We start from the raw sequence: 23,603 nt of genomic DNA, 5'->3' as shown, positions 1-23,603 counted from the left end.
AGATTGTCGACTTGTTCGCCGGACCGGGCGGACTCGACGTGGCGGCCCGGGATCTCGGCTACGAGGTGACGGGGATCGAGTACGACGACGACGCCTGCGCGACCCGCACCGAGGCCCGGCTCGCCACCCTGCAGGGTGACGTGCGCGATTTCGGCCCCCACAAGTTCCCGAACGCCACGGTGCTCGCTGGCGGCCCCCCGTGCCAGACCTTCACCGTGGCGGGCGGCGGCGCGGGCAGGCGCGCGCTGGACGAGGTGATCGGCTTCGTCAAGCGCATGGCGCGGGGCGAGGATGTCCGCTCCAAGCTCGCCGTCCTCGACGACGAACGCACCGGTCTCGTCCTGGAGCCACTGCGCTGGGCCCTCGAGGCTCTCAAGGACGGCCGGCCGTACGAGGCGATCGTCCTCGAGCAGGTACCCGCCGTGCTCCCTGTCTGGAAGGAGTACAGGGAGGTCCTCCTGGCGAAGGGCTACTCGGTGGCCATGCCCCAGGTGCTGCACACGGAGCAGTACGGAGTCCCTCAGACCCGACGCCGTGCCATCCTCGTGGCCCGACTCAACGCCGAGGCCAAGCTGCCCGACCCCACGCATCGCCTGTACCGCAAGGGCGTCCCCCGCGACCAGGGCAATCCGGACCAGAAGCCGTGGGTGCCGATGTCCGCGGTGCTCGACCGCTCCGACGCGTTCGAGGTGATCTCGAACTACGGGACCGGCGGCGATCCCAAGAGCCGCGGCCGCCGCACCTCCGAGGAGCCTGCCTTCACCGTCACCGGCAAGGTCTCCCGCAATCGTGTGGTCGGCACGGACGGCACCGAGCTCCCCCGCTTCAGCGAATCCGAGGCCGGGCTCCTGCAGACCTTCCCCGGCGGGTACCCCTGGGCGGGACGGGCCGTGGCCCAGCAGATCGGCAACGCCATCCCCCCGCTGCTGGGCAAGGCGGTCCTGAACGCCGTGCTCGGCCCGGCGGATCGGTACGCGGCCGACAGCTGAGGCCCCTGGTCAGACGGCGTCCGACGGCTTCGCGAGGCTGACGCCCGGAACTCTGGGCGAAGGAACCGTGGCGTCGGCCTCGTGGTCTCCCTCGGTCGGCTTCCGCTTGCGCACGGGCGCCTCGGCCCGCAGCTTCTCGAAGAGGGGCAGCAGGGCGTCGACGGCACTCACTCGAACGCGCCCGTCGTGAGGCCCCTCGGGAAGCCGATCGAAGTACACACCCTCGCGGACGCCGGCCTCGATCCAGTCGTGCAGTTCGTCGAGGTCGGGTTCGGATTCCTCGGCCAGGACGTCATACATCAAGGTGCTTCCGGCCGCGTTCACGGCCGCGGAGAAGGAGTTGACCCGGTCGCCGACTCGGGGAACGCCCGAATCGAGCAGGCCCTCGACGATCCGGATCACGGCTTGTGCGGTGGGTCGGTGGTCGATGACGTCCAGGCGCATCGTGGTGTTGAGAACGTCCTGGACGCGGCAGGCCGTGACGACGGGACGGTAGTCGGGACCGTCACGGAAGAGCTCGGCCGCCCACCAGAGGCGGGAGAAGGCCTGCGTGTAGTGGATACCGCTGAACCGGGCCGCCTGGGCGATGCCCCGTCCGTCAGCCGTGTCGGCGCCCTTGTGACGCCAGACGACGTAGTCGGGGGCGACGATCATGGCCAGATGGTTCCAGAGGCGCCTGTCGGCTGCCTCCGCCCGCGTCAGACGCAGGGTCGCGTGCAGGCGGGGAGCCAACCAGCCATCGGCCGCGTACCTGTCGGCCGCGAAGCGCTTCATGGCCTCGTCGAGGAGTTCACGGACCGGTGCGGTGCGCCGGCGCTCGGCCGTCCTGGCGTCGAAGTCGACGCAGGCACGGGCCAAGGCGACCTGTGGTGGCGACTCGAGGCCCGACTGGATGCCGCGGCCGAGATACTTGGTGACCGCCGCGTCGGGCAGCAGGGCGAACACGGAAGGCAGGTCCGTGGGGGCGACCGGGCTCATCGGGTACCGCTCCTGTCCGCCGCGTCGACGGCGCGTACCGCGTTGGTCAGCTTCTTCGCGATCCGGCTGCGCTTGCCGGCCGCGTACTGGATGGTCGTCTGCAGCTCGGCCCAGCCGAACCCCTTCGTCCGCCGTTCCTGTATGTCGTAGAGCACGTCGGTGAGTTGTCGCCCGGGCAACACGTCGGGAAGCATGGCCCGGAGGACGGACTCGCGCCAGCCCGTCGGCATGACGGGGGTGCCGTCCTCGTCCGTGTCGAGATCGCTGACGGCCGTGTGGAACATGGCGGTCCACGCGTCCTGCGCGATCTGGCCGACGAGGACGTCCCGCAGCAGCCGCTCGGCAGGACCTCCCCCACTGCCGTCGAGCAGGTCGACGAACCCGTCGACCGCCCCGGTGTTGAGGTAGACGGTGGGGATCTCGCCCGTCGTCTCCACGATCCAGGGGGCGTCCTTGTACGGGCGGAGCCAATCCTGTGGCCCGTTGCCGAAGTCCTCCTCCACGATCTCGATCTCACGCTGGCGTACGGGGGTGGCCCCCTTGAGGTCCACGTACCAGTCCTGCTCCGTCGTACCGATCATCCGGCCCGGGACCCCGTCCACGGTGGCGACGACGGTCAGGCCGAGCGTCGCCCGCTCGAGATGGCGACTCCTGTGGAGATCGATGGTGCCGTTCCACGTGCCGTCGGCCGCGCGCACGAGACGCGTGGTCGAGCGGGTGTTCGTGGCCTTCTCGGTCAGGGCGGCCAGGCAGACGGCGTCGGTCCAGGACCCCTCGGAGAGCTCCGCTTCGGGGAGGGTGGCACGCAGGTGGAGCGTGCAGTACTCCCAGTTCTCCCGGCCGGCCCGGTGGAGTGCCACCGTCTTCTGGGGCTTGGAGACGTGCGAGTACGGGAGGGGAGACGTTCCGTCGACGGTGATCGACAGGACGTCGAGGTCGATGTCGCCGAAGAGGGTCGGGTACGGGTAGACGGACTTCATGCCGCTCCTCCGCGGGCCTTCTGGATGTCGACGACGAGCCGGGCGAGTGCGCTCTGGACCGGGTGGGTGGCGGGGTCGGTGACGCCGGTGAAGACGGCGTTGCGCACACCGGGGGCGACGACGAGGAGGCCGTTCTCCACCCGACAGTTGTCGGATGCGGCGAGCGTCGACCAGCCCACTGCGGGGCGACCGCCGGACCGTACGTCGAACTTCGCGACGGGCGCCAGGATCCACGGGTCCTCGGCGTCGGGAAGCTTCAGGCCCACGGTGACGTTCCAGGCGCCGTCGGCCTCGACCCGCGCCTGCACACTGCGGACGACCGGGAAGCCCTGGGCCCGCCGACCACCCCCTGCGCCGGTGGTCCCGACATCGAACCTGAGCAGCTCGCGGAGGGCCGCGGGCCCTTCCGAGCGCACGCTCTCACGGCGTCCGACCAGGCTCCGGACCGCTTTGTCGATCTCGGCCCGGAACTCCTTGAGTCGGGTGAGGGCACCGCGCTCGTAGAGGGAGGTGAGTTCCTCGGTACGGTCCCATCGGTCGTGCTCGGGCGGCTCGGAGGCCCGCAGGAAGGCTTCGGCGAGTTCGACGTCCTCTCCTTCGCGACCGGTCGCGAAGCCCGCGAGCAGGACGGCCTGGAAGGGCGCCGTGCCGAGGGGAAGCTCACGCGGTCGCTGCTCGGTGATGGTCATCCTGTTGCCGCGCATGCAGACGACCCTGTTGTGCCGCTCGTCCTGGTCGGCCGCGCTGGTCAGCAGGAGGACGGCACGGTGCTCACGCCCCTTGTCCCGGGCTCGACCGCGCCCCCTGAGCGGGGAGACGACGAGCGGGACCTCCGCGAGCGCCACCTGGTCGCCGGAGGTGAGCTCGGTAACCGTCGCGCCGTCGAGGTAGGACTGCAGGGCACGACCGAGTGCGGGGTGGAAGGCGTGGGGATCGACGCGCTCCTCCGGAATGAACACGTGCCCGTTCCGCAGGGTCGTGACGCTCGCCTCCATGAGCGCTCCGGCCGTTCTGCCGCCGATCATGGTCGCCCAGAAGCCGTCGGCGAGTGCACGGACGAGCTTGTCGTGCATCTCCTGGAGGGTCTCGGCGTCGCCCGAGGCGTCGTGGGCCCCGACGATGAGGAAGGACGTACCGGGGTCGGGTTTCGAGCGCTCGAGGTGGAGGGCGCGGACCTCCTCGTCGCCGGCCCACCAGGACCGGGACACGCCTCGGTGAAGCGCTCCGGGCTCCGGTTCTCCGAGCCAGGCGGGGCCTGCGTAGGCCTCGCCGTCCAGTTCGTGCCACGGCAGGTCGAGGCGTCCCACGACCCGACGTTCGACACGCCCTTCGTGCGGCTCCGAGAGGGTGGAGTTGACGAGGACGAGGCCCAGGCGACTCGTGGCCCACAGGGTGGCCTTGCCCAGTCCGTACGAGCCGCCGGCCCGTCCGCCCACCTGTTTGTGGCTGTCGAGCTGACGGCGCACGACGGCGGCGTAGCGCCCGTCGCTGTACTCGGGACCGGTGAGGCCCGCCGCGTTGTAGTCCTCGACGCGGAGCAGCAGCAGCGAACGCTGCTCGTCGAGGTCGTCGAGGGCCGCCCTGAGGCTGCGGGAGACCTTCTGTCCGCCCACCGCCGCCGCCTCGTAGTGGGGCCGCAGTTCGTCCCACCGCATGGCCGCGAGGAAGGCGTCGAGGTGCTCCCCGGTGAGTTCGTGCAGAACGTAGCGGACGCGGACCGGCGCCGTGGGATCGTGGCGCTCGTCGAGCGAGTTCTGGGTGGCCTCGCGGGCGAGGACGGAGAGGTCGGCGTCGAAGGCGAAGGCTGCGGCGTTGCCGTACTCCCGCCCGCCGTCCGCATGGGCCGGCCTGTGGTGCCACCGGCGGGGCAGCGGGGAGGCGATGTCCGTCGTGCGGTTGTGGACCGACGCGGCGTCTATGTCGAAGACCGCGGCGATGGCGTGCATGGTCTCCTCGCGGGGCTCCGCCCGTCCCGTGATCCACGCGGACACGGCGGCCCTCGTGAGCCCCAGTCGTGTCGCGAGGTCGACCTGCCGCATGTCCGCCCTGGCGAGCTGACGCTCCAGCCAGGTACCGAACTCCTCGCCTTGCGTGTCCGTCACTCGCGTCCCCCCAAGGACTCACTCGGTGGCCGTGCGGCACCCGGGCAAAGGCGTCCACGGCCGCACGGCGAACAGGCTACCACCAAGGATTTGACGGCGCACGGTCTGTCAAATTTCGCTGGGCGAACCGAAGTTCAGAGACTCCGGATCACTCGGGGACGCCCGGGGCGGCGCGCCTCGACGATCGCCGCCACCCGCACGGCGGCCTCGATCGCGCTCTCGTGCTCCCATACCCGAACGGAGGCCCAGCCCGCCTCCTTCAGACGGACATCGGTATCCCGGTCCCGAGCCCGATTCTTCTCGATCTTCTCCCGCCAGAAGGCCGAATTGCGCTTCGGCCAGGTGGCGTGCTCAGGGCAGCCGTGCCAGAAGCAGCCGTCGACGAAGATCGCGACCTTGGCAGGACCGAACACGATGTCCGCCTCCCGCCGCACACCCTTGAGCGGGCGGCGGTGGACCCGGTAACGGAGGCCGGACGCGTGCAGGGCTCGGCGAAGTGCCATCTCCACGCCGGTGTCCCGGCTGCGCTGCCGGCTCATCCGGGATCTCGTGGACTCGTTCGTGTCGAGCACCCTCATGTCCGCCATTGTGACGTGTGGGCGAGGGTGAGGAGTCCCCTCGGCCGGAGGAAGGCCGTGGCCTAGGCTCGACGAAGACGACCCCGACCGGAAGTAGGCCCCGCCATGCCCCGCATCCCCTCCCCCGCCATCGCCGCCGCCGGGCTCGTGGGCGGATACGCCGTCGCCCGGTGGACCAAGAAGCGGCCGCTGGGTGGGGTGGTGCTGGCGGTGGCCGGTGGGGCGGCCGCGCGGGAGTGGCAGCGGGTGGGTGGGGCCAAGGCGGCCGTCGGCTTGTCCGCCGCTTACGTGGCGGCCTTTGGTGGGTCGCATCCGCTCGCCAAGAAGATCGGGGCCTGGCCGGCGGTGTTCTCCGTGGCGGGGGCCATGGGGGTGGCTTCCTGGGCGGTGACGCGCGAGCGGGGCTGAGCTTTTCCGTTCCGGGGCCACCGCGACCGGGGCTGAGTTTCCCCTCCGGGGCCACCGCGAGCGGGGCTGAGCTTCCCCCCCTCCGGGGGTCACCCGCGAGCGGGGCTGAGGCCCGTTCCGTCACCCGCCCACCGCGTGGCTCACCGTGTAGATCAGGAGGCCCGCCAGGGCGCCGACCACCGTGCCGTTGATGCGGATGAACTGGAGGTCGCGGCCGATGTTGGCCTCGATCTTCCGGGAGGTCTGGTCGGCGTCCCAGCCGGCGACCGTTTCCGTGATCAGGGAGGTGATCTCGGGGCGGTAGGTGGTGACCAGGTGGATGACCGCCGTCTCCAGCCAGCCGTCGACCTTGGACTGGAGGCGGGAGTCCGAGGCGAGGCGCTTGCCCAGGGAGATCAGGGAGGCGCGGGCGCGGAGGCGGAGCTGGCTCTGGTCGTCCTCGGCCGCGGCGATGATCAGGGCACGGACCGAGGCCCAGGCGGAGGCGATGACGTCCTGGACCTCGGGGCGGGCCAGCAGGTCGGACTTGAGGCGTTCGACGCGGGCGCGGGTGTCCGTGTCGGCCTGGAGGTCGGCGGCGAAGTCGGTGAGGAAGCGGTCGATGGCGCCCCGGGCGGGGTGCGTCGGCATGTCGCGCATCTCGGTGACGAAGCGGAGCAGCTCCTTGTAGACCCGTTCGCCGACCTTGCGGTCCACGAAGCGGGGCGTCCAGCCCGGGGCGCCGCCCTGGACCGCGTCCATGACCGAGTCGCCGTGGGTGACGAGCCAGTCGTGGGCGCGGGTGCAGACCAGGTCGACGGCGCGGCTGTGGGCGCCGTCCGCCACCATGCGTTCCAGGGTCTTGCCCAGGCCCGGTGCGATCTCGGCCGCCTCCGCGCGCCGGGTGATCGCCTCGCCGACCACCGCCTGGACGTCCGCGTCGCGCAGGACGGTGAGCGCGCCTCGGAGGGCCGTGGCCGCCTCCTCCGTGACCCGGTCCGCGTGCGCCGGGTCCGACAGCCAGGTGCCCAGGCGGCGCGCCACGCCCAGGGCGCGCAGGCGGCCCCGTACGACGTCCGCGGAGAGGAAGTTCTCGCCGACGAAGGAGCCCAGCGAGGCGCCCAGCTGGTCCTTCTTGGTCGGGATGATCGCCGTGTGCGGGATGGGCAGGCCCAGCGGGTGGCGGAAGAGGGCCGTGACCGCGAACCAGTCCGCGAGCGCGCCGACCATGCCCGCCTCGGCCGCCGCGGCGACGTAGCCCGCCCAGGCGCCCGCGCCGGCGTTCTCCGCCCAGGTCGCCAGGGCGTAGACCACCGCGACGAGGGCCAGCAGCGCCGTCGCCAGGGCCTTCATGCGGCGGACGCCGCGGTTCCGTTCCTCGTCCGCCGCCGTGTACGTGAAGCTCACCATCCGCCAGACCTCCTCACATCCTCACCTCAGGGACTCCCGGCGCTCCTCGTGAGTTCCCCGGACGCTCCCCCGTACATCTTCGCGATCACGGACTCGATGTCCGGTTCCCGCACCGAGAGGTCCACCAGCGGGTACGCCGCCGCCACCGCCGCGACCAGGGGCGCGGCCGACGCGGAGGCCGGGAAGGCGAGGTACTGGCGCGGCCCGTCGGCCCTGACGAAGCGGGCGCCGGGGACGTCCTCGATCGGCGGGAGCTCCCGCGCCAGGTCCACCACGAGCATCCGCTCGCCGTCGCCGGCCTCGTGCAGGCCGGGGAGATCGCCGTCGTACATCAGCCGCCCGTGGTCGATGACCATCACCCGCGAGCAGAGCTGCTCGATGTCGGTGAGGTCGTGGGTGGTGAGGAGGACCGTGGTGCCGCGCGTCGTGTTCAGTTCGCGGAGGAACTCCCGCACCCGGGACTTCGAGACGACGTCCAGGCCGATCGTCGGCTCGTCCAGGTACAGCACCTCCGGGTCGTGGAGGAGCGCGGCGGCGATGTCGCCGCGCATCCGCTGGCCGAGGGAGAGCTGGCGTACGGGGACGTCGAGGAGGTCGCCGAGGTCGAGGAGGTCCACGCAGCGGGCGAGGTTCTCCCGGTAGCGGTCGTCGGGGATCCGGTACATGCGGTGCACCAGGCGGTACGAGTCCCGCAGCGGCAGGTCCCACCAGAGGGTGGTGCGCTGGCCGAAGACGACGCCGATCCGCCGGGCGAGGCGGATGCGCTCGCGAGAGGGGCCTCCCCTGTTCGAGCGAAGCCGAGAACTCGGGGAAGGGTCGATGCCGGCGACGCGGAGCCGGCCGCCGCTGGGGGTGAGGATGCCGGTGAGCATCTTGATGGTCGTGGACTTCCCGGCGCCGTTCGGGCCGATGTAGCCGACCATCTCGCCCCGGTCCACGGTGAAGGAGATGCCGTCGACGGCCCGGACCTCCCGCTTCTCGCGGCGGAGGAGGCCGGTCCTGCGGCGGACGGTGAAGGTCTTCTCCAGACCGTCCAGTTCGATGAAGGATTCGGTGAGGGACATCTGCTCTCAGCTTCCTGTCGATCGGTACGAGCGGACGCCCGCCCGCCACGCGAGGCCCGCGACCGCGCAGCAGACCAGGGCGACGAGCGGGGAGGCGAAGGCCGCCCAGGACGGCACCCCCGCCGGGGCGGGGCGGCCGAGGACGTACAGGGCGGGCAGCCAGTTCACGAAGGCCAGCGGGACCACGAACACCACGCCCTTCACGAGGTCCTGCGCGAAGACCGTCGGCGGGTACTGGAGCAGCGTGTTCCCGCCGTACGTGAACGAGTTGGTGACCTCGGCGGCGTCCTGGAGCCAGAACAGCGCGGCCGCGCCGAGCACCATCACCGCCATGAAGATCACCGCCCCGCAGACCACCATCGCGGGCACCGTCGCGGCCTTCCCCCAGGTCCACGCCACCTCGTCGCGCAGCAGCACCAGGCTCCACACCAGCACCATCAGCCCCTGGAGCACCCGCCCGAGCCGGCGCAGCGCGAACTTGTCCGCCGCGACCTGCGCGAGCAGCGGCACCGGCCGCAGCAGGAACACGTCGAGCGAGCCGTCCCTGATCCGGCGCCCCATCCGCTGGAGCGAGCCCAGCGTCAGGTCGGCGAGCCCGAAGGCGGTGCCGGTGGTGCCGTACAGGAAGGCGACCTCCGCGAAGGAGAAGCCGCCGAGGCCCCGGACCTGACCGAACATCAGCAGGATCACGACGAAGTCGAAGAAGGTGACGCAGAAGGACGTCACGAGGGTCAGGGCGAAGGAGGTCCGGTACGTCATCGTCGACCGGATCCACATGGCGGCGACCAGGCGGTACGTACGCAGGACCTCCCCCGCGCCGGAGCCGTGGACGTCGTCCGTACGGAGCGGCTCAGCCACCCTGGACCACCACCTTCCGGGTCGCCGCCGCCTGCGCCGCCCGCCCCGCCGCGAGGAGCAGCACGAGCCAGCCGAGCTGGAAGCCGTACGCGCGGACGAGGCCCCAGCCGTCGCCGTAGCGGCCGAGGTAGACGTCCGCCGGGACCTGGAGCAGGGCCGCCCACGGCAGCGCGCGGGCCACCTCGCCGAGCGTGCCGGGGAAGACGTTCAGCGGGAGCAGCATCCCGGAGAAGAAGAGGCCGGTCAGCCAGGCCACCTGGACCACGCCCTGCCCGTCGAGCAGCCAGAACGCGCTCATCGCCACGAGGTACCAGAGCGCGAACGACACGAACGAGCCGAGGGCCACCGCGAGCAGGAAGGCGGCCCAGCCGGCCGGATCGGCCGGAAGGGTGAACCCGAAGGCGAGCGCGCCGACGAGCAGCGGGACGGCGCCGCGGCCGAGCAACTGGTAGGCGGCGCGGCCCGCGTTGGCCGCGCACCACCAGCCCTGGAGGTCGGCGGGGCGGTACAGGTCGACGGCGATGTCGCCGGTCCTGATCCGTTCGATCAGCTCGTCCTCGAAGCCGCCGCCCATCATGCCGCAGACGGTGATGAGGGCCTGGCCGATCCAGACGTAGGCGAGGGCGTCGGCCATGGAGTAGCCGCCGAGTGAGGGCCGTTCGGCCCACAGGGCGATGTAGGTGTAGGAGAAGACGAATCCGAAGACCGTGTTGGTGAAGAGGCCTGCCAGCGTGGCCACCCGGTAGGTGGCGTACCGCCGGAAGCCACCCGCGGCCACGGTCGCGTACAGCCGCAGCATGGAGCTGTCCCTTCTGAGGGCGTACGGAGAGAAGACGTGCGGAGAGAAGACGTAAGGGAAGGAGGCGTCAGGGAAGGAGACGTCAGGAGGCGTCAGGGAAGGCGCAGGAGGCGTCGGGAGGCGTGAGAAGGCGTCAGAGACAGAGGCATGCGGAGGCGGCGCATGCGGAGGCAGGACATGCGGAAACGGGCGAAGCGCACGACCCTAGTGGCCCCCCGCACCCCGCCGCGAGCGGTTTTCCCGGGCGGTCCCCGGGCGGTCCCCGGACGGCTCCCCACCGGTCCACCGACGATCTCCCGGGCGATTTCCGCTCCCCCACCCCTCACCTTCGGGAGTTTCGCCCGCTTTATGTGCACTATGTGATGCCATGTCCCCTTCTGTACGTTCCGCCTCGCCCGCCGCGCCGCCACCGGACGATCCGGGCTGGGCACCGAGGGACCCCACCCTCCCCGCCCCGCGCGCCGGCGCGCGCCCCCGCGCCCCGCTCCCCCGCCGTCTCCTGCGCGCCACCGCCTGGCTGCTCCTGCTCGGCGGACTGCTCCTCGCCGGAGCCTTCACCGCCGGGTACCTGCTGGTGTCCATCCCGGCTGCCAACGCCGCCGCCGTCGCCCAGTCCAACCTGTACCTGTACCGCGACGGCACCGTCCTCGCCCGCGACGGCGAGGTGAACCGGGAGAACGTGCGCCTCGACCGGATCCCGCCGACCGTCCGGCAGGCCGTCCTCGCCGCCGAGGACCGCGACTTCCACACCTCGCGCGCGGTCGACCCCAAGGCGATGCTCCGCGCCGCCTGGAACACCGTCACCGGCAAGGGCCGCCAGTCCGGCTCCACCATCACCCAGCAGTACGTGAAGAACTACTACCTGGGCCAGGAGCAGACCCTCACCCGCAAGGCCAAGGAGTTCTTCATCGCGATCAAGCTGGAGCGCGAGAAGACCAAGGACGAGATCCTCCAGGGCTACCTCAACACCAGCTACTTCGGCCGCAACGCCTACGGGATCCAGGCCGCCGCGCACGCCTACTACGGCAAGGACGCCGCCCGCCTCGGCACCGCCGAGGGCGCCTACCTCGCCGCCCTCCTCAAGGCCCCCAGCGCCTACGACGTCACCACCCACCCCGAGAACCGCCCCGCCGTCCTCGCCCGCTGGGGATACGTCCTCGACGGCATGGTCAAGGAAGGCTGGCTCACCGCCGCCGAGCGCGCCGCCCTCCGCTTCCCCGACCCGCAGACCGCCCGCCCCGCCACCGGCCTCTCCGGCCAGCGCGGCTACCTCGTGCAGGCCGTCGAGGAGTACCTCACCGGCCGCGGGATCGTCGACGAGAAGACCCTCGCCGGCGGCGGCTTCCGGATCGTCACCACCCTCGACCCCGACCGGCAGGCCGCGCTCGTCCGCGCCGTCGAGGACCGGGTCACCCACCGCCTCGACCCGGCCGCCAACCCCGCCGACCGGTACGTACGGGCCGGGGCCGCCGCCGTCGAACCGGCCACCGGCCGCGTCGTCGCCCTCTACGGCGGCGTCGACTACACCCGGCAGTACGTCAACAACGCCACCCGGCGCGACTACCAGGTCGGCTCCACGTTCAAGCCGTTCGTCTTCACCGCCGCCGTCCAGAGCGGCGCGCAGACGCAGTACGGCGAGCCGATCACCCCGTACACCGTCTACGACGGCACCGACCGGCGGCCCGTCGAGGGGTGGCCCGGGGCGCCGTACGACCCCGCCAACGAGGACGGCGAGAGCTACGGCGAGATCCCCGTGACCGCCGCCACCGACCTCTCCGTGAACGCCGTCTACGCCCAGATGGCCGTCGACGTCGGCCCCGCGCACGTGCGCCGCACCGCCGTCGCCCTCGGCCTGCCGGCCACCACCCCCGACCTCACCGCCTCCCCCTCGATCGCGCTCGGCCCGGCCACCGCCAGCGTCCTCGACATGGCCCGGGCGTACGCGACGCTCGCCGCGCACGGCCGGCGCGGCGACCACACCCTGGTCGCGGCGGTCTCCCGGGACGGGGAGCAGCTGCCGCTGCCCGCCACCGAACCCCGGCAGGCCGTGGGCCGCGAGGCCGCCGACACGACGACCGCCGTGCTGCGGGGCGTCGTCGAGTCCGGTACGGGCACGGCCGCGCAGGCCGCCGGACGCCCGGCGGCCGGCAAGACGGGCACGGCGGAGGACGACAAGGCGGCGTGGTTCGCCGGCTACACCCCCGAACTCGCCACCGTCGTCGCGCTGATGGGCCAGGACCCCGAGTCGGGCCGCCAGGAGCCGCTGTACGGCGCGCTCGGCCTGCCGCGGGGCAACGGCGGCGGCCCGCCGGCCGAGATCTGGGCCCGCTTCACCCGCGAGGCCCTCGCGGACACCCCCGTACGCGACTTCGACCTGCGGCTGATGCCGGGCGCCGAACTCCCCGAGGTACCGCCGACACCGGACGGCCCCGGGGACGACACGGAGGAGGAGGACTGGTACGAGACGGGCGAGGCGGGCCCGGGACCGGCGAAGCCCGAACGGCCCGCGCGGCCCGCGAAGCCCCGCGGGCAGGACCGTTAGTGCCCCGAGGTCGCCTTCAGTCCGACCACCGCGACGAGCAGCAGGACGACGAAGAAGATCCGGGCGGCGGTCGCCGGCTCGCCGAGCACCACCATGCCGAGCACCGCCGCACCGGCCGCGCCGATGCCGACCCAGACGCCGTAGGCGGTACCGATGGGGAGGGACTTCGCGGCCTGCGACAGCAGCACCATCGAGGCGACGATCCCGGCCGCGGTGAAGACGCTGGGCCAGAGACGGGTGAAGCCCTCGGTGTACTTCATCCCGATCGACCAGCCGACTTCGAGCAGACCGGCGACGACGAGAAGAACCCAGGCCATGACGAGACACCTCCGCGAGACGGAACAGGAAAGGTGCGTCGTCTTTTCCGATGACCCGGTACGGCGCGTCTCGTCGGGGTGGCTCCAGCCTAGCAAAAAACGGGCAAAGGCCCTGGTGAGACCGGTCACCACCGGTCTCACCAGGGCCTTTGCCGCAAGCGTCCTACAGGTACAGCCCGGTCGAGTCCGAGCTCTGGAACCGGTCCGCCGCCACCGCGTGCAGGTCCCGCTCCCGCATCAGCACGTAGGCGATGCCCCGCACCTCCACCTCGGCCCGGTCCTCGGGGTCGTACAGCACCCGGTCGCCGATCTCGACGGTCCGGACGTTCTGCCCGACCGCGACCACCTCGGCCCAGGCCAGGCGGCGGCCGACCGCGGCGGTCGCCGGGATCAGGATCCCGCCGCCGGAGCGCCGCTCCCCCTCCGGGGAGTCGGTGCGGACCAGGACCCGGTCGTGGAGCATCCGGATGGGCAGCTTGTCGTGGGTGTTCTCGCTCACGGGAACGAACCTACCGGCCCGGCTCAGCCCTTGTGCTTCCGGGACGAGCTCAGCAGCAGCCCGACCACGGCGACGGCCACGAGGGCGGCCGGGACGACCCGCTCCAGGCGGGGCGCGCCCTCCTCGTCGGTGAAACGTGCCTTCACGTCGGAGACGACACGGTTCACGGCGACGAACGCCCGTCCGGCCGTCTCGTCCACGGTCGAGGCGACCCTGGCCTTGGCGTCCCCGATGATCGTCTTCGGGTGCATCCGAATGCCGATCTCGTCGAGCGTGACGGCGAGCTGCTCGCGCCGGCGGACGATGTCCGCCTCGATCTGCGCAGGGGTCCTGGCGTCCGACACCGCGCTGCCTCCGTAGTCGTATTCCGGTCGTTGGTGGACAGTCTGTCAGTTCCGCCGCCGGGAGGCTGTCCCCGACCCCCATTAGGCTCATCGCGTACGCGCACACCCCCCGAGGAGAGCGAGCCATGAGCGAGCGACTGCAGCCCGGCGACACCGCCCCCGCCTTCACCCTGCCGGACGCGGACGGCAACGAGGTCTCCCTCGCGGACCACAAGGGCCGCAAGGTCATCGTCTACTTCTACCCGGCCGCGCTCACCCCCGGCTGCACCAAGCAGGCCTGCGACTTCACCGACAACCTCGACGTCCTGGCCGCCGCCGGCTACGACGTCATCGGCGTCTCCCCCGACAAGCCGGAGAAGCTCGCGAAGTTCCGCGAGAAGGAGAACCTCAAGGTCACCCTGGTGGGCGACCCGTCCAAGGAGGTCCTGGAGTCCTACGGCGCCTTCGGCGAGAAGAAGCTCTACGGCAAGGTCGTCACGGGCGTCATCCGCTCCACGGTCGTCGTCGACGAGGAAGGCAAGGTCGAGCACGCCTTCTACAACGTCAAGGCCACGGGCCACGTAGCCAAGATCATCCGCGACCTGGGCATCTGACCCCGAGGCCGCCCCGACGGGCCCGCATCCCCTCACGACAGGGGTGCGGGCCCGTCCCCGTTCCGTGACATCGGCGCACCCTGCAGGCGGAGAGCGTGTGACCGCTACGATGGCCGTACTGGCGGCCGTGTCGTAACTGGCAGCCGAGCTGGGTTTAGGTCCCAGTGGGGTAACACCCGTGTGGGTTCGAATCCCACCGGCCGCACGTGCACGAAGGGTCGTCCGCATCGGGCGGCCCTTCGTTCCGGCAGCGGGCCTCAGCCCAGCAGCTCCCGCACCACCGGCGCCAGGGCGCGGAACGCCTGGCCCCGGTGGCTGATGGCGTTCTTCTCCGCCGGGGTCAGCTCCGCGCAGGTCACGGCGTGGCCGGCCGGCTGGAGGATGGGGTCGTAGCCGAAGCCGTTGGTGCCCACGGGGGCGTGGCGGAGGGTGCCTTCCAGGCGGCCTTCGACGACGCGTTCCGTGCCGTCGGGGAGGGCCAGGGCGGCGGCGCAGGCGAAGTGGGCTCCTCGGTGCTCCCCGGCGATGTCGGAGAGCTGGGCCAGGAGCAGGTCCAGGTTGGCCTTGTCGTCGCCGTGGGTGCCGGACCAGCGGGCGGAGAAGATGCCGGGGGCGCCGTTCAGGACGTCCACGCAGAGGCCGGAGTCGTCGGCGACCGCCGGGAGGCCCGTCGCCTGGGCCAGGGCGTGGGCCTTGAGGAGGGCGTTCTCCGCGAAGGTGACGCCCGTCTCCTTCACGTCGGGGATCTCGGGGTACGCGTCCGCGCCGACGAGTTCGAGGTCGAGGCCCGCGTCGGCGAGGATCGCGTGGAGTTCGGTGATCTTTCCCGCGTTGCGGGTGGCGAGGATCAGGCGCTGTCCGGTCATGCCCCCAGTATCTACGGGGTGCAGACCTTGCCGATCTCGGAGGCCGCGTCGGTGATCGGGGTGATGTCGGGGGTCGTGTCGCCCTCCTTGACCGCCGTGCGGACCGACTCGACGCCCTTGGTCAGGTCGTCGACCGCCTTGGAGAGGTCGGCGTTGTCCGTGGTGTTCTTGAGGTTGCCGAGCTCCGTGGAGATGGAGTTCAGGGACTCCTCGATCTGCGTGACGTCGCCGGAGGCGTTGGAGACGGCCTGCTGGAGGTTGCCGACCGAGGTGGCTATCGCGTCGGCGGTCTTCACGCAGTCCATCGCCTTGTCGAGGGCTCCGCAGCCCGTCAGGACGGTGGCGACTGCTGCCGCCGTGGCGACGGCGAGGGCTAGGGTGCGGCGGCGCTTCACTGTTCGGGTCCTCCCCGGGCTGCGTACATATCGACGGGGCGCACGGTACGGCCGAGCGCCCCTTGGAGTAAAGGACGCAGCTCGGGGGCGGGGAGTTCCTCAGAGGGTGGCGTCGAGCGCCTTGCGCTGGAGGTCGGCCAGGTCGGCGCAGCCTCCGGCGGCCAGGTCGAGGAGGGCGTTGAGTTCGGCGCGGTCGAAGGGCTCGGCCTCGGCGGTGCCCTGGACCTCGACGAAGCGGCCGTCGCCGGTGCAGACGACGTTCATGTCGGTGTCGGCGCGGACGTCCTCCTCGTAGCAGAGGTCGAGGAGCGGGACGCCGCCGACGATGCCGACGGAGACCGCGGAGACCGTGCCGGTGAGGGGCTTGCGGCCGGGCTTGACGAGCTTCTTGTTCTGCGCCCAGGCGACGGCGTCGGCGAGGGCGACGTACGCGCCGGTGATGGCGGCGGTGCGGGTGCCGCCGTCGGCCTGGAGGACGTCGCAGTCGAGGACGATGGTGTTCTCGCCGAGCGCCTTGTAGTCGATGACGGCGCGCAGCGAGCGGCCGATGAGGCGGGAGATCTCGTGGGTGCGGCCGCCGATCTTGCCGCGGACGGACTCGCGGTCGCCGCGGGTGTTGGTGGAGCGCGGGAGCATGGAGTACTCGCCGGTGACCCAGCCCTCGCCGCTGCCCTTGCGCCAGCGGGGGACGCCCTCGGTGACGGAGGCGGTGCAGAAGACCTTGGTGTCGCCGAAGGAGATGAGGACGGAGCCCTCGGCGTGCTTGCTCCAGCCGCGTTCGATGGTGACGGGGCGGAGCTGTTCGGGGGTACGGCCGTCGATGCGAGACATGGGACGAGCCTAGCCCCCTGGAGGGGAGGGGCCGACCGGTCCCGGGGTACGCACGAGGGCCCGTTCCCCTGCCGGAACGGGCCCTCGTCAGCTGGTGTCAGCTGCTCACATCATGTCTTCGATCTCGGCGGCGATCGGGTCCGCGTCGGTGCCGATGACGACCTGGATGGCGGTGCCCATCTTCACGACGCCGTGGGCGCCGGCGGCCTTGAGGGCGGCGTCGTCGACGAGGCTGGCGTCGGCGACCTCGGTGCGCAGGCGGGTGATGCAGCCCTCGACCTCTTCGATGTTGTCGATGCCGCCGAGCCCGGCGACGATCTTCTCAGCCTTGCTGGCCATGTGTTTCTCCCTGTCCGTCTCTGTTCGCGGGACACGCGAATCTCGGCGCACCGACGGTCCGCTTTGTCACGGTAACCCACGGTTGGCCCAACTTCGCGAGCGAGTGCCGCCGTTCTGCCGAATGATGACGATCACCGGCGGCCTGTCCTCAGCGGGCTCCCGGAGCCTATCGCAAGTGGTCTACACCAGTGTGCAACGAGACGCGGCCCCGGGTTGTTCCGGGACAGGGAGGTCGCCGATGAGTACCGACAGCGCAGCAGCCGGCTCCAGGAAGGTCTCGTGGGGAGGCTTCTTCCAGGGGCTGCAGAAGATGGGCCGCAGCCTGCAGCTGCCCATCGCCGTGCTCCCCGCCGCGGGCATCATCAACCGGCTGGGCCAGCCGGACGTCTTCGGCGCGGACGGCCTCGGCTGGGACAACGTCGCCAAGGTGATGGCCGGCGCGGGCGGCGCGCTGCTCGACGGCAGTCTCGGCCTGCCGCTGCTGTTCTGCATCGGTGTCGCGATCGGCATGGCGAAGAAGTCGGACGGTTCGACCGCCCTCGCCGCGGTGGTCGGCTTCCTCGTCTACTACACGGTGCTGCGCCAGTTCCCGAAGGACTGCCCGACGGGGACGACGGACATCGGCGGCGGCTGCCTCGGCGCGGACGACTCCTTCGCGGGGTACACGTACCAGAACCCGGGTGTCTTCGGCGGCATCATCATGGGCCTGCTGACCGCCTATCTGTGGCAGCGGTACCACCGCACCAAGCTGGTCGACTGGCTGGGCTTCTTCAACGGCCGCCGGCTCGTCCCGATCATCATGTCCTTCGTCGGCATCCTCTTCGCCGCGCTCTGCCTGTGGATCTGGCCGCCGATCGGCGACGCGCTGGAGAGCTTCAGCGACTGGCTGGTCGGGCTCGGTTCCTGGGGTTCGGGCATCTTCGGCGTGGCGAACCGCGCGCTGCTGGTGATCGGCCTGCACCAGTTCCTGAACGTGCCCATCTGGTTCCAGTTCGGCTCGTACACGAAGCCGGACGGCACGGTGGTCCACGGTGACATCAGCATGTTCCTGGCGGGCGACCCGGAGGCGGGCCAGTTCCTGACGGGCTTCTTCCCGATCATGATGTTCGCGCTGCCCGCGGCGGCCCTGGCGATCACCCACTGCGCGCGCCCGAACCGCCGCAAGGAGGTGGGCGGTCTGATGCTGTCGGTGGCGCTGACCTCGTTCGTCACGGGCATCACGGAGCCGCTGGAGTACTCGTTCCTCTTCATCGCGCCGGTGCTGTACGGCATCCACGCGGTGCTGACGGGCGTGTCGATGGGCGTGACGTGGGCGCTGGGCGTGAAGGACGGCTTCAGCTTCTCGGCGGGTCTCATCGACTACGTCATCAACTGGAACCTGGCGACGAAGCCGTGGCTGATCATCCCGATCGGCCTGGGCTTCGCGGTGGTGTACTACGCGATCTTCCGGTTCGCGATCACCAAGTTCAACCTCCCCACCCCGGGCCGCGAGCCCGAGGAGCTCCAGGAGGAGCTGGAGCGGGACAACGTGAAGTAGACCGATCGGACCCGTCCGTTCCGGGCCCTTCGGGGCCTTCGCGGACGGCCGGCAGGGCCCCTGGACCTCCTGGTCCGGGGGCCTTTTGTCACGCCTTCATCACTATGGCCCCGCACCGAAAATTCGCAGGTTCCTTATCTAAGTCTCACGTGCTAAAACTGGTCTACACCACTCATTGGTGTAGACCACGCGGTCCAGACCACCGCGTTCCACGAGACGCCGCCGTCCCCCCGTATCACTGTCCTCTGGCGGCGCCTTGCCTACTGGAGGAAGTTGATGAGTACGGCCACCGCCCAGGCCGCCGCTCCCGCGAAGAAGCGCGGATCCGGCCTGTTCCAGGGCCTGCAGAAGGTCGGTCGCAGCCTGCAGCTGCCGATCGCCGTGCTGCCGGCCGCGGGTATTCTGCTCCGTCTCGGCCAGCCCGACGTCTTCGGCAAGGACGGCCTCGGCTGGGACAAGGTCGCGTCCGTCTTCGCCACCGCCGGCGGAGCGGTCTTCGACAACCTGCCCCTGCTCTTCTGCATCGGCGTCGCCATCGGCTTCGCCAAGAAGGCGGACGGCTCCACCGCCCTCGCCGCCCTGGTCGGCTTCCTGGTCTACAGCAACGTGCTGAAGGCCTTCCCCGTCACCGAGGCCGTGGTCAACACCACCGCCAACAAGGGTGTCGACGTCGCCGCGACCTACAACAACCCCGGCGTCCTCGGCGGCATCCTCATGGGTCTGCTCTCCGCGGTCCTGTGGCAGAAGTTCCACCGCACGAAGCTGGTCGACTGGCTCGGCTTCTTCAACGGCCGCCGTCTCGTCCCGATCATCATGGCCTTCGTCGGCACCGCCGTCGGCGTCGTCTTCGGCCTGGTCTGGGAGCCGATCGGCAACGGCATCTCCAACTTCGGCGAGTGGATGACCGGCCTGGGCGCCGGTGGCGCCGGCCTCTTCGGCCTCATCAACCGCGCGCTGATCCCGGTCGGCATGCACCAGTTCGTGAACACCGTCTCCTGGTTCCAGATCGGTGACTTCACCAACGCCGCCGGCGAGATCGTCCACGGTGACCTCAACCGCTTCTTCGCCGGTGACCCGAGCGCCGGAATCTTCATGTCGGGCTTCTTCCCGATCATGATGTTCGGCCTCCCGGCCGCCGCGATCGCCATCGCGCACGCCGCCCGCCCGGAGCGCCGCAAGGCCGTCATGGGCATGATGCTCTCGCTCGCGCTGACCTCCTTCGTCACCGGTATCACCGAGCCGATCGAGTTCACCTTCATGTTCATCGCGCCGGTCCTGTACGCGATCCACGCGGTCCTCACCGCGATCTCGATGGCCGTCACCTGGGCGTTCGGCGTCCACGCCGGCTTCACGTTCTCCGCGGGCGGCATCGACTACCTGCTGAACTGGAACCTCGCGACCAAGCCGTGGATGATCATCCCGATCGGCCTCGTCTTCGCGGCGATCTACTACGTGCTCTTCCGCTTCGCCATCACCAAGTTCAACCTCCCCACCCCGGGCCGCGAGCCCGAGGAGGAGCTCGAGGACCTCACCAAGGCGTGAGCCCCTCCCCCGTACGACGGAAGGGCCCCGGAACCGGTTGGTTCCGGGGCCCTTCCCGTGCGTTCAGACCTCGTAGACCGCGCCCGCCTTCGCCAGCTCCGCCGGGCCCCCGTACACCTCGCGGGCGTCGGCGAGGTTGCGCTCGCCGTCCGTCCACGGCGGGATGTGGGTGAGGACGAGGCGGCCGACCCGGGCCCGTTCCGCCTGGGCGCCGGCCTCGCGGCCGTTGAGGTGGAGCTCCGGGATGTCCTCCTTGCCGTGGGTGAAGGAGGCCTCGCAGAGGAAGAGGTCCACGCCGTCGGCGAGCGCGTGCAGGGCGTCGCAGACGCCGGTGTCGCCGGAGTACGCGAGGGCGCGGCCGCCGTGCTCGACGCGGATGCCGTACGCCTCCACCGGGTGGCACACCTTCGCGGTGCGGATCGTGAAGGGGCCCAGCTCGAAGCTGCCGGTGCTCAGGGTGCGGAAGTCGAAGACCTCGCTCATCGCCGTCGGCGAGGGGGTGTCGGCGTACGCCGTGGTCAGGCGCTGTTCGGCGCCCTCGGGGGCGTACACCGGGAGGGCGTCGCAGCGGCCGCCCTCGTGGCGGTAGTAGCGGGCGACGAAGTAGCCGCACATGTCGATGCAGTGGTCCGCGTGGAGATGGCTGAGGAAGATCGCGTCCAGGTCGTACAGGCCGATGTGGCGCTGCAGCTCGCCGAGGGCGCCGTTGCCCATGTCGAGGAGCAGCCGGAAGCCGTCGGCCTCGACGAGGTAGCTCGAACAGGCCGATTCCGCGGACGGGAACGACCCGGAGCAGCCGACGACGGTGAGCTTCATAGGGGCGTGAACCTCCGTGGACGGGTGCGGTCAGGCACGCAGAAGAGGGGAGGGGAGGCCGTGCGGTCAGACGAGCGTAAGGCGCACGGGGGCCCGTCGCTCCTTCGTGGCGTCCCGTTGTGGGGCAACTCACGGGCTCTGTCACCGGTTCGGATGGACGGCGGGGCGCGGCGGCGCGGCCCGGTCGGCGCCGGTAACGTCATGGGGTATGGACACGTCGTGGTGGCCCGCGCTGGTCGCGGTCGTGGTGATCGCGCTGGTGGTGGCGGTCGCGGGTGGCAGGACGCGGAACTCCGTGCGGACCCGGCCGCCGGGGCGCCCTTCGGGGAGGACCCGGCCGCCCGCGCGGGGGCCCGGCGTGCGGGAGCCGCGGGCGCGGGAGATCTGGTGGGCCGAGGTGCCCTTCGAGGACGGGCCGGGGTCGAAGGACCGGCCGTGTCTCGTGCTGTCCGTACGCGGGGACCGTGCGCTCGTCGCGAAGATCACCAGCAAGTACCACGACGAGCGGCCCGGGGTCATCGCCCTGCCGCCGGGGGCGGTCGGGGACGCGCGGGGGCGGGCCAGTTTCCTGGAGACGGACGAGCTGCGGGACGTACCGCTCGGGGAGTTCCGGCGGCGGGTGGGCGAGGCGGACCCGGTCGTGTGGGACCAGGTCCGCCACCTCGCGCGTTAGCGGTGCGCGGGGCCTTCGGGCGCGGGCGGCCTGCGCCCGGGCGCGGCCCGGCGCGCCGTCCGGTGTGCCCGCGACGGGGCTACGCCCAGAGCTGGCCCTGGACCGTGGCGATGGCTTCCTCGGTGGTCTTCGCCGTGTAGAGGCCCGTCGAGAGGTACTTCCAGCCGCCGTCGGCGACGACGAACGCGATGTCGGCGCTCTCGCCGGCCTTGACGGCCTTGTTGCCCACGCCGATCGCGGCGTGGAGGGCCGCGCCGGTGGAGACGCCCGCGAAGATGCCCTCCTGCTGGAGGAGTTCGCGGGTGCGGGTGACGGCGTCGGCGGAGCCGACGGAGAAGCGGGTGGTGAGGACGGAGGCGTCGTACAGCTCGGGGACGAAGCCCTCGTCGAGGTTGCGGAGGCCGTAGACGAGGTCGTCGTAGCGGGGCTCCGCGGCGACGATCTTGACGTCGGGCTTGTGCTCGCGCAGGTAGCGGCCGACGCCCATGAGGGTGCCGGTCGTGCCCAGGCCCGCCACGAAGTGGGTGATGGACGGGAGGTCCGCGAGGATCTCCGGGCCCGTGGTGGCGTAGTGGGCGCCCGCGTTGTGCGGGTTGCCGTACTGGTAGAGCATCACCCAGGTCGGGTTCTCCGCGGCGAGCTCCTTGGCGACGCGCACCGCAGTGTTGGAGCCGCCCGCCGCGGGGGACGAGACGATCTCCGCGCCCCACATGGCGAGCAGCTGCCGACGCTCCTCGCTGGTGTTCTCGGGCATGACGCAGACGATGCGGTAGCCCTTGAGCCGGGCGGCCATGGCCAGCGAGATGCCGGTGTTGCCGCTGGTCGGCTCCAGGATGGTGCAGCCGGGGGTGAGCCGGCCGTCCTTCTCCGCCTGCTCGATCATGTGGAGCGCGGGGCGGTCCTTGACCGAGCCGGTCGGGTTGCGGTCCTCCAGCTTCGCCCAGATGCGGACGGAGTCCGAGGGCGAGAGCCGGGGGAGGCGGACGAGCGGCGTGTTGCCGACCGCCGCCAGCGGGGAGTCGTAGCGCATCGGATCAGACCATGCCGCCGGCGACCGCCGGCAGGATCGTGACGCTGTCGCCGTCGGTCAGCTTGGTCTCGATGCCGTCCAGGAAGCGGACGTCCTCGTCGTTCAGGTAGACGTTGACGAAGCGGCGGAGCTTGCCGGCGTCCACGATGCGGGCCTCGATGCCGGTGTGGCGGGTCTCCAGGTCGGCGAAGAGCTCGGCGAGGGTCGCCCCGCTGCCCTCGACGGCCTTCTCGCCGTCGGTGTAGGTGCGGAGGATGGTCGGGATGCGGACCTCGATGGCCATGGGCGTGGGCTCCTGTCGGAAGGACTCGTACGTGACGTGGTGGGCGCGCTGCTGGGGCCCCCGCGCGGAGGGGGGTCGTACGGTGAGGTGCGCTCGGCCGGTCGGTCAGAGCGCGGCGCGGGACGTACAGATCGCGCCGGCGACACGGCACAGGTCGACGTGCAGGCGCGCCACGAGCAGCGGGGTGCCCGGAGTCTCTTCGCTCACGTCGTGGGAAACCATGGGTTCATCGTATCGATTCCCGGTCCGGGTTCCGGAATGTGATCTCAGATGGTGGATGATTTCCGACCGCCTGTCGGACTGAACCGGCGCAGGAGCGGCGCGGGAGCCGCGTGGAGGCCCCGCGTCGGGCCTACTCGTACGCCTCCACGACCTTGACCTCCTCCTCCGTCACGACGCCGTCGACGATCGTGTACGAGCGGAACTGGAAGGGGCCGGCGGCGTCGGTGTCGGCCGTGGAGACCAGGACGTAGTGGGCGCCGGGCTCGTTGGCGTAGGTGATGTCGGTGCGGGACGGGTACGCCTCGGTCGCGGTGTGCGAGTGGTAGATGATCACGGGCTCCTCGTCCCGGTCGTCCATCTCGCGGTAGAGCTTGAGGAGGTCGGCGGAGTCGAACTCGTAGAAGGTGGGCGAGCGGGCCGCGTTGAGCATCGGGATGAACCGCTCGGGGCGGCCGGAGCCGACCGGGCCCGCGACCACGCCGCAGGCCTCGTCGGGGTGGTCCGCCCGGGCGTGTTCCACAATCCGGTCGTACAGGTCTCGGGTGAGGGTCAGCATGCCGACAGGATAAGCAGACGGGCCGCCCCGTACCGAGGAGTGGTACGGAGCGGCCCGGATGCCGGGACGGCGC

At 71.1% G+C, this 23,603-nt stretch carries 27 protein-coding genes, 1 tRNA gene and 1 riboswitch; of the genes, 8 read left to right on the top strand and 20 right to left on the bottom strand.

Going from position 1 to position 23,603, the window contains the following annotated elements:
- Nucleotides 1-11 precede the first annotated feature (11 nt).
- Nucleotides 12-989, top strand: a complete 978-nt coding sequence (locus AB0E19_RS11390) for a DNA cytosine methyltransferase (RefSeq protein WP_362176879.1) — start codon at nucleotides 12-14, stop codon at nucleotides 987-989.
- 9 nt (nucleotides 990-998) lie between these two features.
- On the opposite strand, the gene AB0E19_RS11385 is transcribed toward AB0E19_RS11390, so the two are convergent.
- The 4 genes from AB0E19_RS11385 to AB0E19_RS11370 form a co-directional block, all read right to left on the bottom strand.
- Nucleotides 999-1,967 (bottom strand): DUF6339 family protein, encoded by a 969-nt coding sequence (locus AB0E19_RS11385; RefSeq protein WP_362176876.1) that lies wholly within the window; start codon nucleotides 1,965-1,967, stop codon nucleotides 999-1,001.
- Nucleotides 1,964-2,947 carry a hypothetical protein gene (locus AB0E19_RS11380; protein WP_362176873.1) on the bottom strand — a complete coding sequence of 328 codons (984 nt, stop codon included), beginning with the start codon at nucleotides 2,945-2,947 and terminating at the stop codon, nucleotides 1,964-1,966. The genes AB0E19_RS11385 and AB0E19_RS11380 overlap by 4 nt, the downstream gene beginning before the upstream one ends.
- Complete coding sequence (locus AB0E19_RS11375) at nucleotides 2,944-5,049, bottom strand: helix-turn-helix transcriptional regulator (protein ID WP_362176870.1); 2,106 nt, start codon at nucleotides 5,047-5,049, stop codon at nucleotides 2,944-2,946. Before AB0E19_RS11375 ends, AB0E19_RS11380 begins: the two co-directional genes overlap by 4 nt.
- A 134-nt stretch (nucleotides 5,050-5,183) precedes the next feature.
- A complete protein-coding gene (locus AB0E19_RS11370; protein ID WP_362176867.1) occupies nucleotides 5,184-5,627 on the bottom strand; it encodes a very short patch repair endonuclease in 444 nt (147 codons plus the stop codon).
- Nucleotides 5,628-5,732: 105 nt separating this feature from the next.
- On the opposite strand from AB0E19_RS11370, the gene AB0E19_RS11365 reads away from it, so the two are divergent.
- Nucleotides 5,733-6,035 carry a hypothetical protein gene (locus AB0E19_RS11365; protein WP_362176864.1) on the top strand — a complete coding sequence of 101 codons (303 nt, stop codon included), beginning with the start codon at nucleotides 5,733-5,735 and terminating at the stop codon, nucleotides 6,033-6,035.
- Between the two features lie 120 nt (nucleotides 6,036-6,155).
- Here the strand turns inward: AB0E19_RS11365 and AB0E19_RS11360 are convergent, their stop codons facing one another.
- The 4 genes from AB0E19_RS11360 to AB0E19_RS11345 all read right to left on the bottom strand — a co-directional run bounded on the left by AB0E19_RS11360 (nucleotide 6,156) and on the right by AB0E19_RS11345 (nucleotide 10,142).
- Nucleotides 6,156-7,424 (bottom strand): DUF445 domain-containing protein, encoded by a 1,269-nt coding sequence (locus AB0E19_RS11360; RefSeq protein WP_362176861.1) that lies wholly within the window; start codon nucleotides 7,422-7,424, stop codon nucleotides 6,156-6,158.
- A gap of 26 nt (nucleotides 7,425-7,450) precedes the next feature.
- A complete protein-coding gene (locus tag AB0E19_RS11355; protein ID WP_362176858.1) occupies nucleotides 7,451-8,488 on the bottom strand; it encodes an ATP-binding cassette domain-containing protein in 1,038 nt (345 codons plus the stop codon).
- Between the two features lie 6 nt (nucleotides 8,489-8,494).
- A complete protein-coding gene (locus AB0E19_RS11350; RefSeq protein ID WP_362177294.1) occupies nucleotides 8,495-9,265 on the bottom strand; it encodes an ABC transporter permease in 771 nt (256 codons plus the stop codon).
- Between the two features lie 73 nt (nucleotides 9,266-9,338).
- Nucleotides 9,339-10,142 (bottom strand): ABC-2 family transporter protein, encoded by an 804-nt coding sequence (locus AB0E19_RS11345; protein WP_362177291.1) that lies wholly within the window; start codon nucleotides 10,140-10,142, stop codon nucleotides 9,339-9,341.
- A 370-nt stretch (nucleotides 10,143-10,512) separates the two neighbouring features.
- Here AB0E19_RS11345 and AB0E19_RS11340 point away from each other — a divergent pair, with 370 nt between their 5' ends.
- Entirely contained in the window at nucleotides 10,513-12,687 is a 2,175-nt protein-coding gene (locus tag AB0E19_RS11340) for a transglycosylase domain-containing protein (RefSeq protein ID WP_362176855.1), read from the top strand.
- On the opposite strand, the gene AB0E19_RS11335 is transcribed toward AB0E19_RS11340, so the two are convergent.
- The 3 genes from AB0E19_RS11335 to AB0E19_RS11325 form a co-directional block, all read right to left on the bottom strand.
- Nucleotides 12,684-13,004, bottom strand: coding sequence for a multidrug efflux SMR transporter (locus AB0E19_RS11335; protein ID WP_362176852.1), 321 nt, complete (start codon nucleotides 13,002-13,004; stop codon nucleotides 12,684-12,686). The two genes, AB0E19_RS11340 and AB0E19_RS11335, sit on opposite strands and share 4 nt — an antisense overlap.
- Nucleotides 13,005-13,036: 32 nt before the next feature.
- Nucleotides 13,037-13,099, bottom strand: a riboswitch (guanidine-III (ykkC-III) riboswitch).
- A 68-nt stretch (nucleotides 13,100-13,167) separates the two neighbouring features.
- Nucleotides 13,168-13,503: a co-chaperone GroES gene (locus AB0E19_RS11330; protein ID WP_362176849.1), complete on the bottom strand. Its 336-nt coding sequence runs from the start codon at nucleotides 13,501-13,503 to the stop codon at nucleotides 13,168-13,170.
- A gap of 23 nt (nucleotides 13,504-13,526) precedes the next feature.
- Nucleotides 13,527-13,847: a DUF3618 domain-containing protein gene (locus AB0E19_RS11325; RefSeq protein ID WP_169084396.1), complete on the bottom strand. Its 321-nt coding sequence runs from the start codon at nucleotides 13,845-13,847 to the stop codon at nucleotides 13,527-13,529.
- Nucleotides 13,848-13,972: 125 nt separating this feature from the next.
- Here AB0E19_RS11325 and bcp point away from each other — a divergent pair, with 125 nt between their 5' ends.
- Nucleotides 13,973-14,440: a thioredoxin-dependent thiol peroxidase gene (gene bcp / locus AB0E19_RS11320; protein WP_362176845.1), complete on the top strand. Its 468-nt coding sequence runs from the start codon at nucleotides 13,973-13,975 to the stop codon at nucleotides 14,438-14,440.
- Between the two features lie 121 nt (nucleotides 14,441-14,561).
- Nucleotides 14,562-14,645: transfer RNA gene (locus tag AB0E19_RS11315), tRNA-Leu, on the top strand.
- 52 nt (nucleotides 14,646-14,697) lie between these two features.
- Here the strand turns inward: AB0E19_RS11315 and rdgB are convergent.
- The 4 genes from rdgB to AB0E19_RS11295 form a co-directional block, all read right to left on the bottom strand.
- Nucleotides 14,698-15,306, bottom strand: a complete 609-nt coding sequence (gene rdgB, locus AB0E19_RS11310; protein WP_362176842.1) for an RdgB/HAM1 family non-canonical purine NTP pyrophosphatase — start codon at nucleotides 15,304-15,306, stop codon at nucleotides 14,698-14,700.
- Between the two features lie 11 nt (nucleotides 15,307-15,317).
- The gene (locus AB0E19_RS11305; RefSeq protein WP_362177288.1) at nucleotides 15,318-15,641 is read right to left on the bottom strand and encodes a hypothetical protein; all 324 of its coding nucleotides are present in this window, start codon (nucleotides 15,639-15,641) and stop codon (nucleotides 15,318-15,320) included.
- 159 nt (nucleotides 15,642-15,800) lie between these two features.
- Nucleotides 15,801-16,532 carry a ribonuclease PH gene (rph, locus tag AB0E19_RS11300; protein WP_360603453.1) on the bottom strand — a complete coding sequence of 244 codons (732 nt, stop codon included), beginning with the start codon at nucleotides 16,530-16,532 and terminating at the stop codon, nucleotides 15,801-15,803.
- A gap of 105 nt (nucleotides 16,533-16,637) precedes the next feature.
- Nucleotides 16,638-16,922: a PTS glucose/sucrose transporter subunit IIB gene (locus AB0E19_RS11295; RefSeq protein ID WP_362176837.1), complete on the bottom strand. Its 285-nt coding sequence runs from the start codon at nucleotides 16,920-16,922 to the stop codon at nucleotides 16,638-16,640.
- Between the two features lie 187 nt (nucleotides 16,923-17,109).
- Between AB0E19_RS11295 and AB0E19_RS11290 the strand changes: the two genes are divergently transcribed.
- Both AB0E19_RS11290 and AB0E19_RS11285 read left to right on the top strand, forming a co-directional pair.
- On the top strand, nucleotides 17,110-18,408 hold the full coding sequence (locus AB0E19_RS11290) for a PTS transporter subunit EIIC (protein ID WP_362176834.1): 1,299 nt from the start codon (nucleotides 17,110-17,112) through the stop codon (nucleotides 18,406-18,408).
- A 276-nt stretch (nucleotides 18,409-18,684) separates the two neighbouring features.
- Entirely contained in the window at nucleotides 18,685-19,950 is a 1,266-nt protein-coding gene (locus tag AB0E19_RS11285) for a PTS transporter subunit EIIC (RefSeq protein ID WP_362176831.1), read from the top strand.
- Nucleotides 19,951-20,013: 63 nt separating this feature from the next.
- On the opposite strand, the gene AB0E19_RS11280 is transcribed toward AB0E19_RS11285, so the two are convergent.
- Nucleotides 20,014-20,766, bottom strand: a complete 753-nt coding sequence (locus AB0E19_RS11280) for an MBL fold metallo-hydrolase (protein ID WP_362176828.1) — start codon at nucleotides 20,764-20,766, stop codon at nucleotides 20,014-20,016.
- A gap of 208 nt (nucleotides 20,767-20,974) precedes the next feature.
- Here AB0E19_RS11280 and AB0E19_RS11275 point away from each other — a divergent pair, with 208 nt between their 5' ends.
- Nucleotides 20,975-21,439, top strand: coding sequence for a type II toxin-antitoxin system PemK/MazF family toxin (locus AB0E19_RS11275; protein WP_362176825.1), 465 nt, complete (start codon nucleotides 20,975-20,977; stop codon nucleotides 21,437-21,439).
- Between the two features lie 79 nt (nucleotides 21,440-21,518).
- Here the strand turns inward: AB0E19_RS11275 and AB0E19_RS11270 are convergent, their stop codons facing one another.
- The 4 genes from AB0E19_RS11270 to AB0E19_RS11255 all read right to left on the bottom strand — a co-directional run bounded on the left by AB0E19_RS11270 (nucleotide 21,519) and on the right by AB0E19_RS11255 (nucleotide 23,530).
- The gene (locus tag AB0E19_RS11270) at nucleotides 21,519-22,469 is read right to left on the bottom strand and encodes a cysteine synthase (RefSeq protein ID WP_362176822.1); all 951 of its coding nucleotides are present in this window, start codon (nucleotides 22,467-22,469) and stop codon (nucleotides 21,519-21,521) included.
- 4 nt (nucleotides 22,470-22,473) lie between these two features.
- Nucleotides 22,474-22,752: a MoaD/ThiS family protein gene (locus AB0E19_RS11265; RefSeq protein WP_362176819.1), complete on the bottom strand. Its 279-nt coding sequence runs from the start codon at nucleotides 22,750-22,752 to the stop codon at nucleotides 22,474-22,476.
- A 105-nt stretch (nucleotides 22,753-22,857) separates the two neighbouring features.
- Complete coding sequence (locus AB0E19_RS11260) at nucleotides 22,858-22,974, bottom strand: putative leader peptide (protein WP_360603473.1); 117 nt, start codon at nucleotides 22,972-22,974, stop codon at nucleotides 22,858-22,860.
- A gap of 130 nt (nucleotides 22,975-23,104) precedes the next feature.
- Nucleotides 23,105-23,530, bottom strand: a complete 426-nt coding sequence (locus AB0E19_RS11255) for a M67 family metallopeptidase (protein WP_169084374.1) — start codon at nucleotides 23,528-23,530, stop codon at nucleotides 23,105-23,107.
- Nucleotides 23,531-23,603: the final 73 nt, after the last annotated feature.

The sequence above is a fragment of the Streptomyces sp. NPDC047974 genome (assembly GCF_040653375.1).
GTDB lineage: Bacteria > Actinomycetota > Actinomycetes > Streptomycetales > Streptomycetaceae > Streptomyces.
This window is presented reverse-complemented; position numbering and strand designations above follow the sequence as displayed.

What these genes read in the sequence shown, in the direction of transcription:
- AB0E19_RS11385 (WP_362176876.1), bottom strand. Translation starts at nt 1,967, where the DNA reads ATGAGCCCGGTCGCCCCCACGGACCTGCCTTCCGTGTTCGCCCTGCTG.
- AB0E19_RS11380 (WP_362176873.1), bottom strand. Translation starts at nt 2,947, where the DNA reads ATGAAGTCCGTCTACCCGTACCCGACCCTCTTCGGCGACATCGACCTC.
- AB0E19_RS11370 (WP_362176867.1), bottom strand. Translation starts at nt 5,627, where the DNA reads ATGAGGGTGCTCGACACGAACGAGTCCACGAGATCCCGGATGAGCCGG.
- AB0E19_RS11365 (WP_362176864.1), top strand. Translation starts at nt 5,733, where the DNA reads ATGCCCCGCATCCCCTCCCCCGCCATCGCCGCCGCCGGGCTCGTGGGC.
- AB0E19_RS11360 (WP_362176861.1), bottom strand. Translation starts at nt 7,424, where the DNA reads ATGGTGAGCTTCACGTACACGGCGGCGGACGAGGAACGGAACCGCGGC.
- AB0E19_RS11355 (WP_362176858.1), bottom strand. Translation starts at nt 8,488, where the DNA reads ATGTCCCTCACCGAATCCTTCATCGAACTGGACGGTCTGGAGAAGACC.
- AB0E19_RS11350 (WP_362177294.1), bottom strand. Translation starts at nt 9,265, where the DNA reads ATGTGGATCCGGTCGACGATGACGTACCGGACCTCCTTCGCCCTGACC.
- AB0E19_RS11340 (WP_362176855.1), top strand. Translation starts at nt 10,513, where the DNA reads ATGTCCCCTTCTGTACGTTCCGCCTCGCCCGCCGCGCCGCCACCGGAC.
- AB0E19_RS11335 (WP_362176852.1), bottom strand. Translation starts at nt 13,004, where the DNA reads ATGGCCTGGGTTCTTCTCGTCGTCGCCGGTCTGCTCGAAGTCGGCTGG.
- bcp (WP_362176845.1), top strand. Translation starts at nt 13,973, where the DNA reads ATGAGCGAGCGACTGCAGCCCGGCGACACCGCCCCCGCCTTCACCCTG.
- rdgB (WP_362176842.1), bottom strand. Translation starts at nt 15,306, where the DNA reads ATGACCGGACAGCGCCTGATCCTCGCCACCCGCAACGCGGGAAAGATC.
- rph (WP_360603453.1), bottom strand. Translation starts at nt 16,532, where the DNA reads ATGTCTCGCATCGACGGCCGTACCCCCGAACAGCTCCGCCCCGTCACC.
- AB0E19_RS11290 (WP_362176834.1), top strand. Translation starts at nt 17,110, where the DNA reads ATGAGTACCGACAGCGCAGCAGCCGGCTCCAGGAAGGTCTCGTGGGGA.
- AB0E19_RS11285 (WP_362176831.1), top strand. Translation starts at nt 18,685, where the DNA reads ATGAGTACGGCCACCGCCCAGGCCGCCGCTCCCGCGAAGAAGCGCGGA.
- AB0E19_RS11280 (WP_362176828.1), bottom strand. Translation starts at nt 20,766, where the DNA reads ATGAAGCTCACCGTCGTCGGCTGCTCCGGGTCGTTCCCGTCCGCGGAA.
- AB0E19_RS11275 (WP_362176825.1), top strand. Translation starts at nt 20,975, where the DNA reads ATGGACACGTCGTGGTGGCCCGCGCTGGTCGCGGTCGTGGTGATCGCG.
- AB0E19_RS11270 (WP_362176822.1), bottom strand. Translation starts at nt 22,469, where the DNA reads ATGCGCTACGACTCCCCGCTGGCGGCGGTCGGCAACACGCCGCTCGTC.
- AB0E19_RS11265 (WP_362176819.1), bottom strand. Translation starts at nt 22,752, where the DNA reads ATGGCCATCGAGGTCCGCATCCCGACCATCCTCCGCACCTACACCGAC.
- AB0E19_RS11260 (WP_360603473.1), bottom strand. Translation starts at nt 22,974, where the DNA reads ATGGTTTCCCACGACGTGAGCGAAGAGACTCCGGGCACCCCGCTGCTC.
- AB0E19_RS11255 (WP_169084374.1), bottom strand. Translation starts at nt 23,530, where the DNA reads ATGCTGACCCTCACCCGAGACCTGTACGACCGGATTGTGGAACACGCC.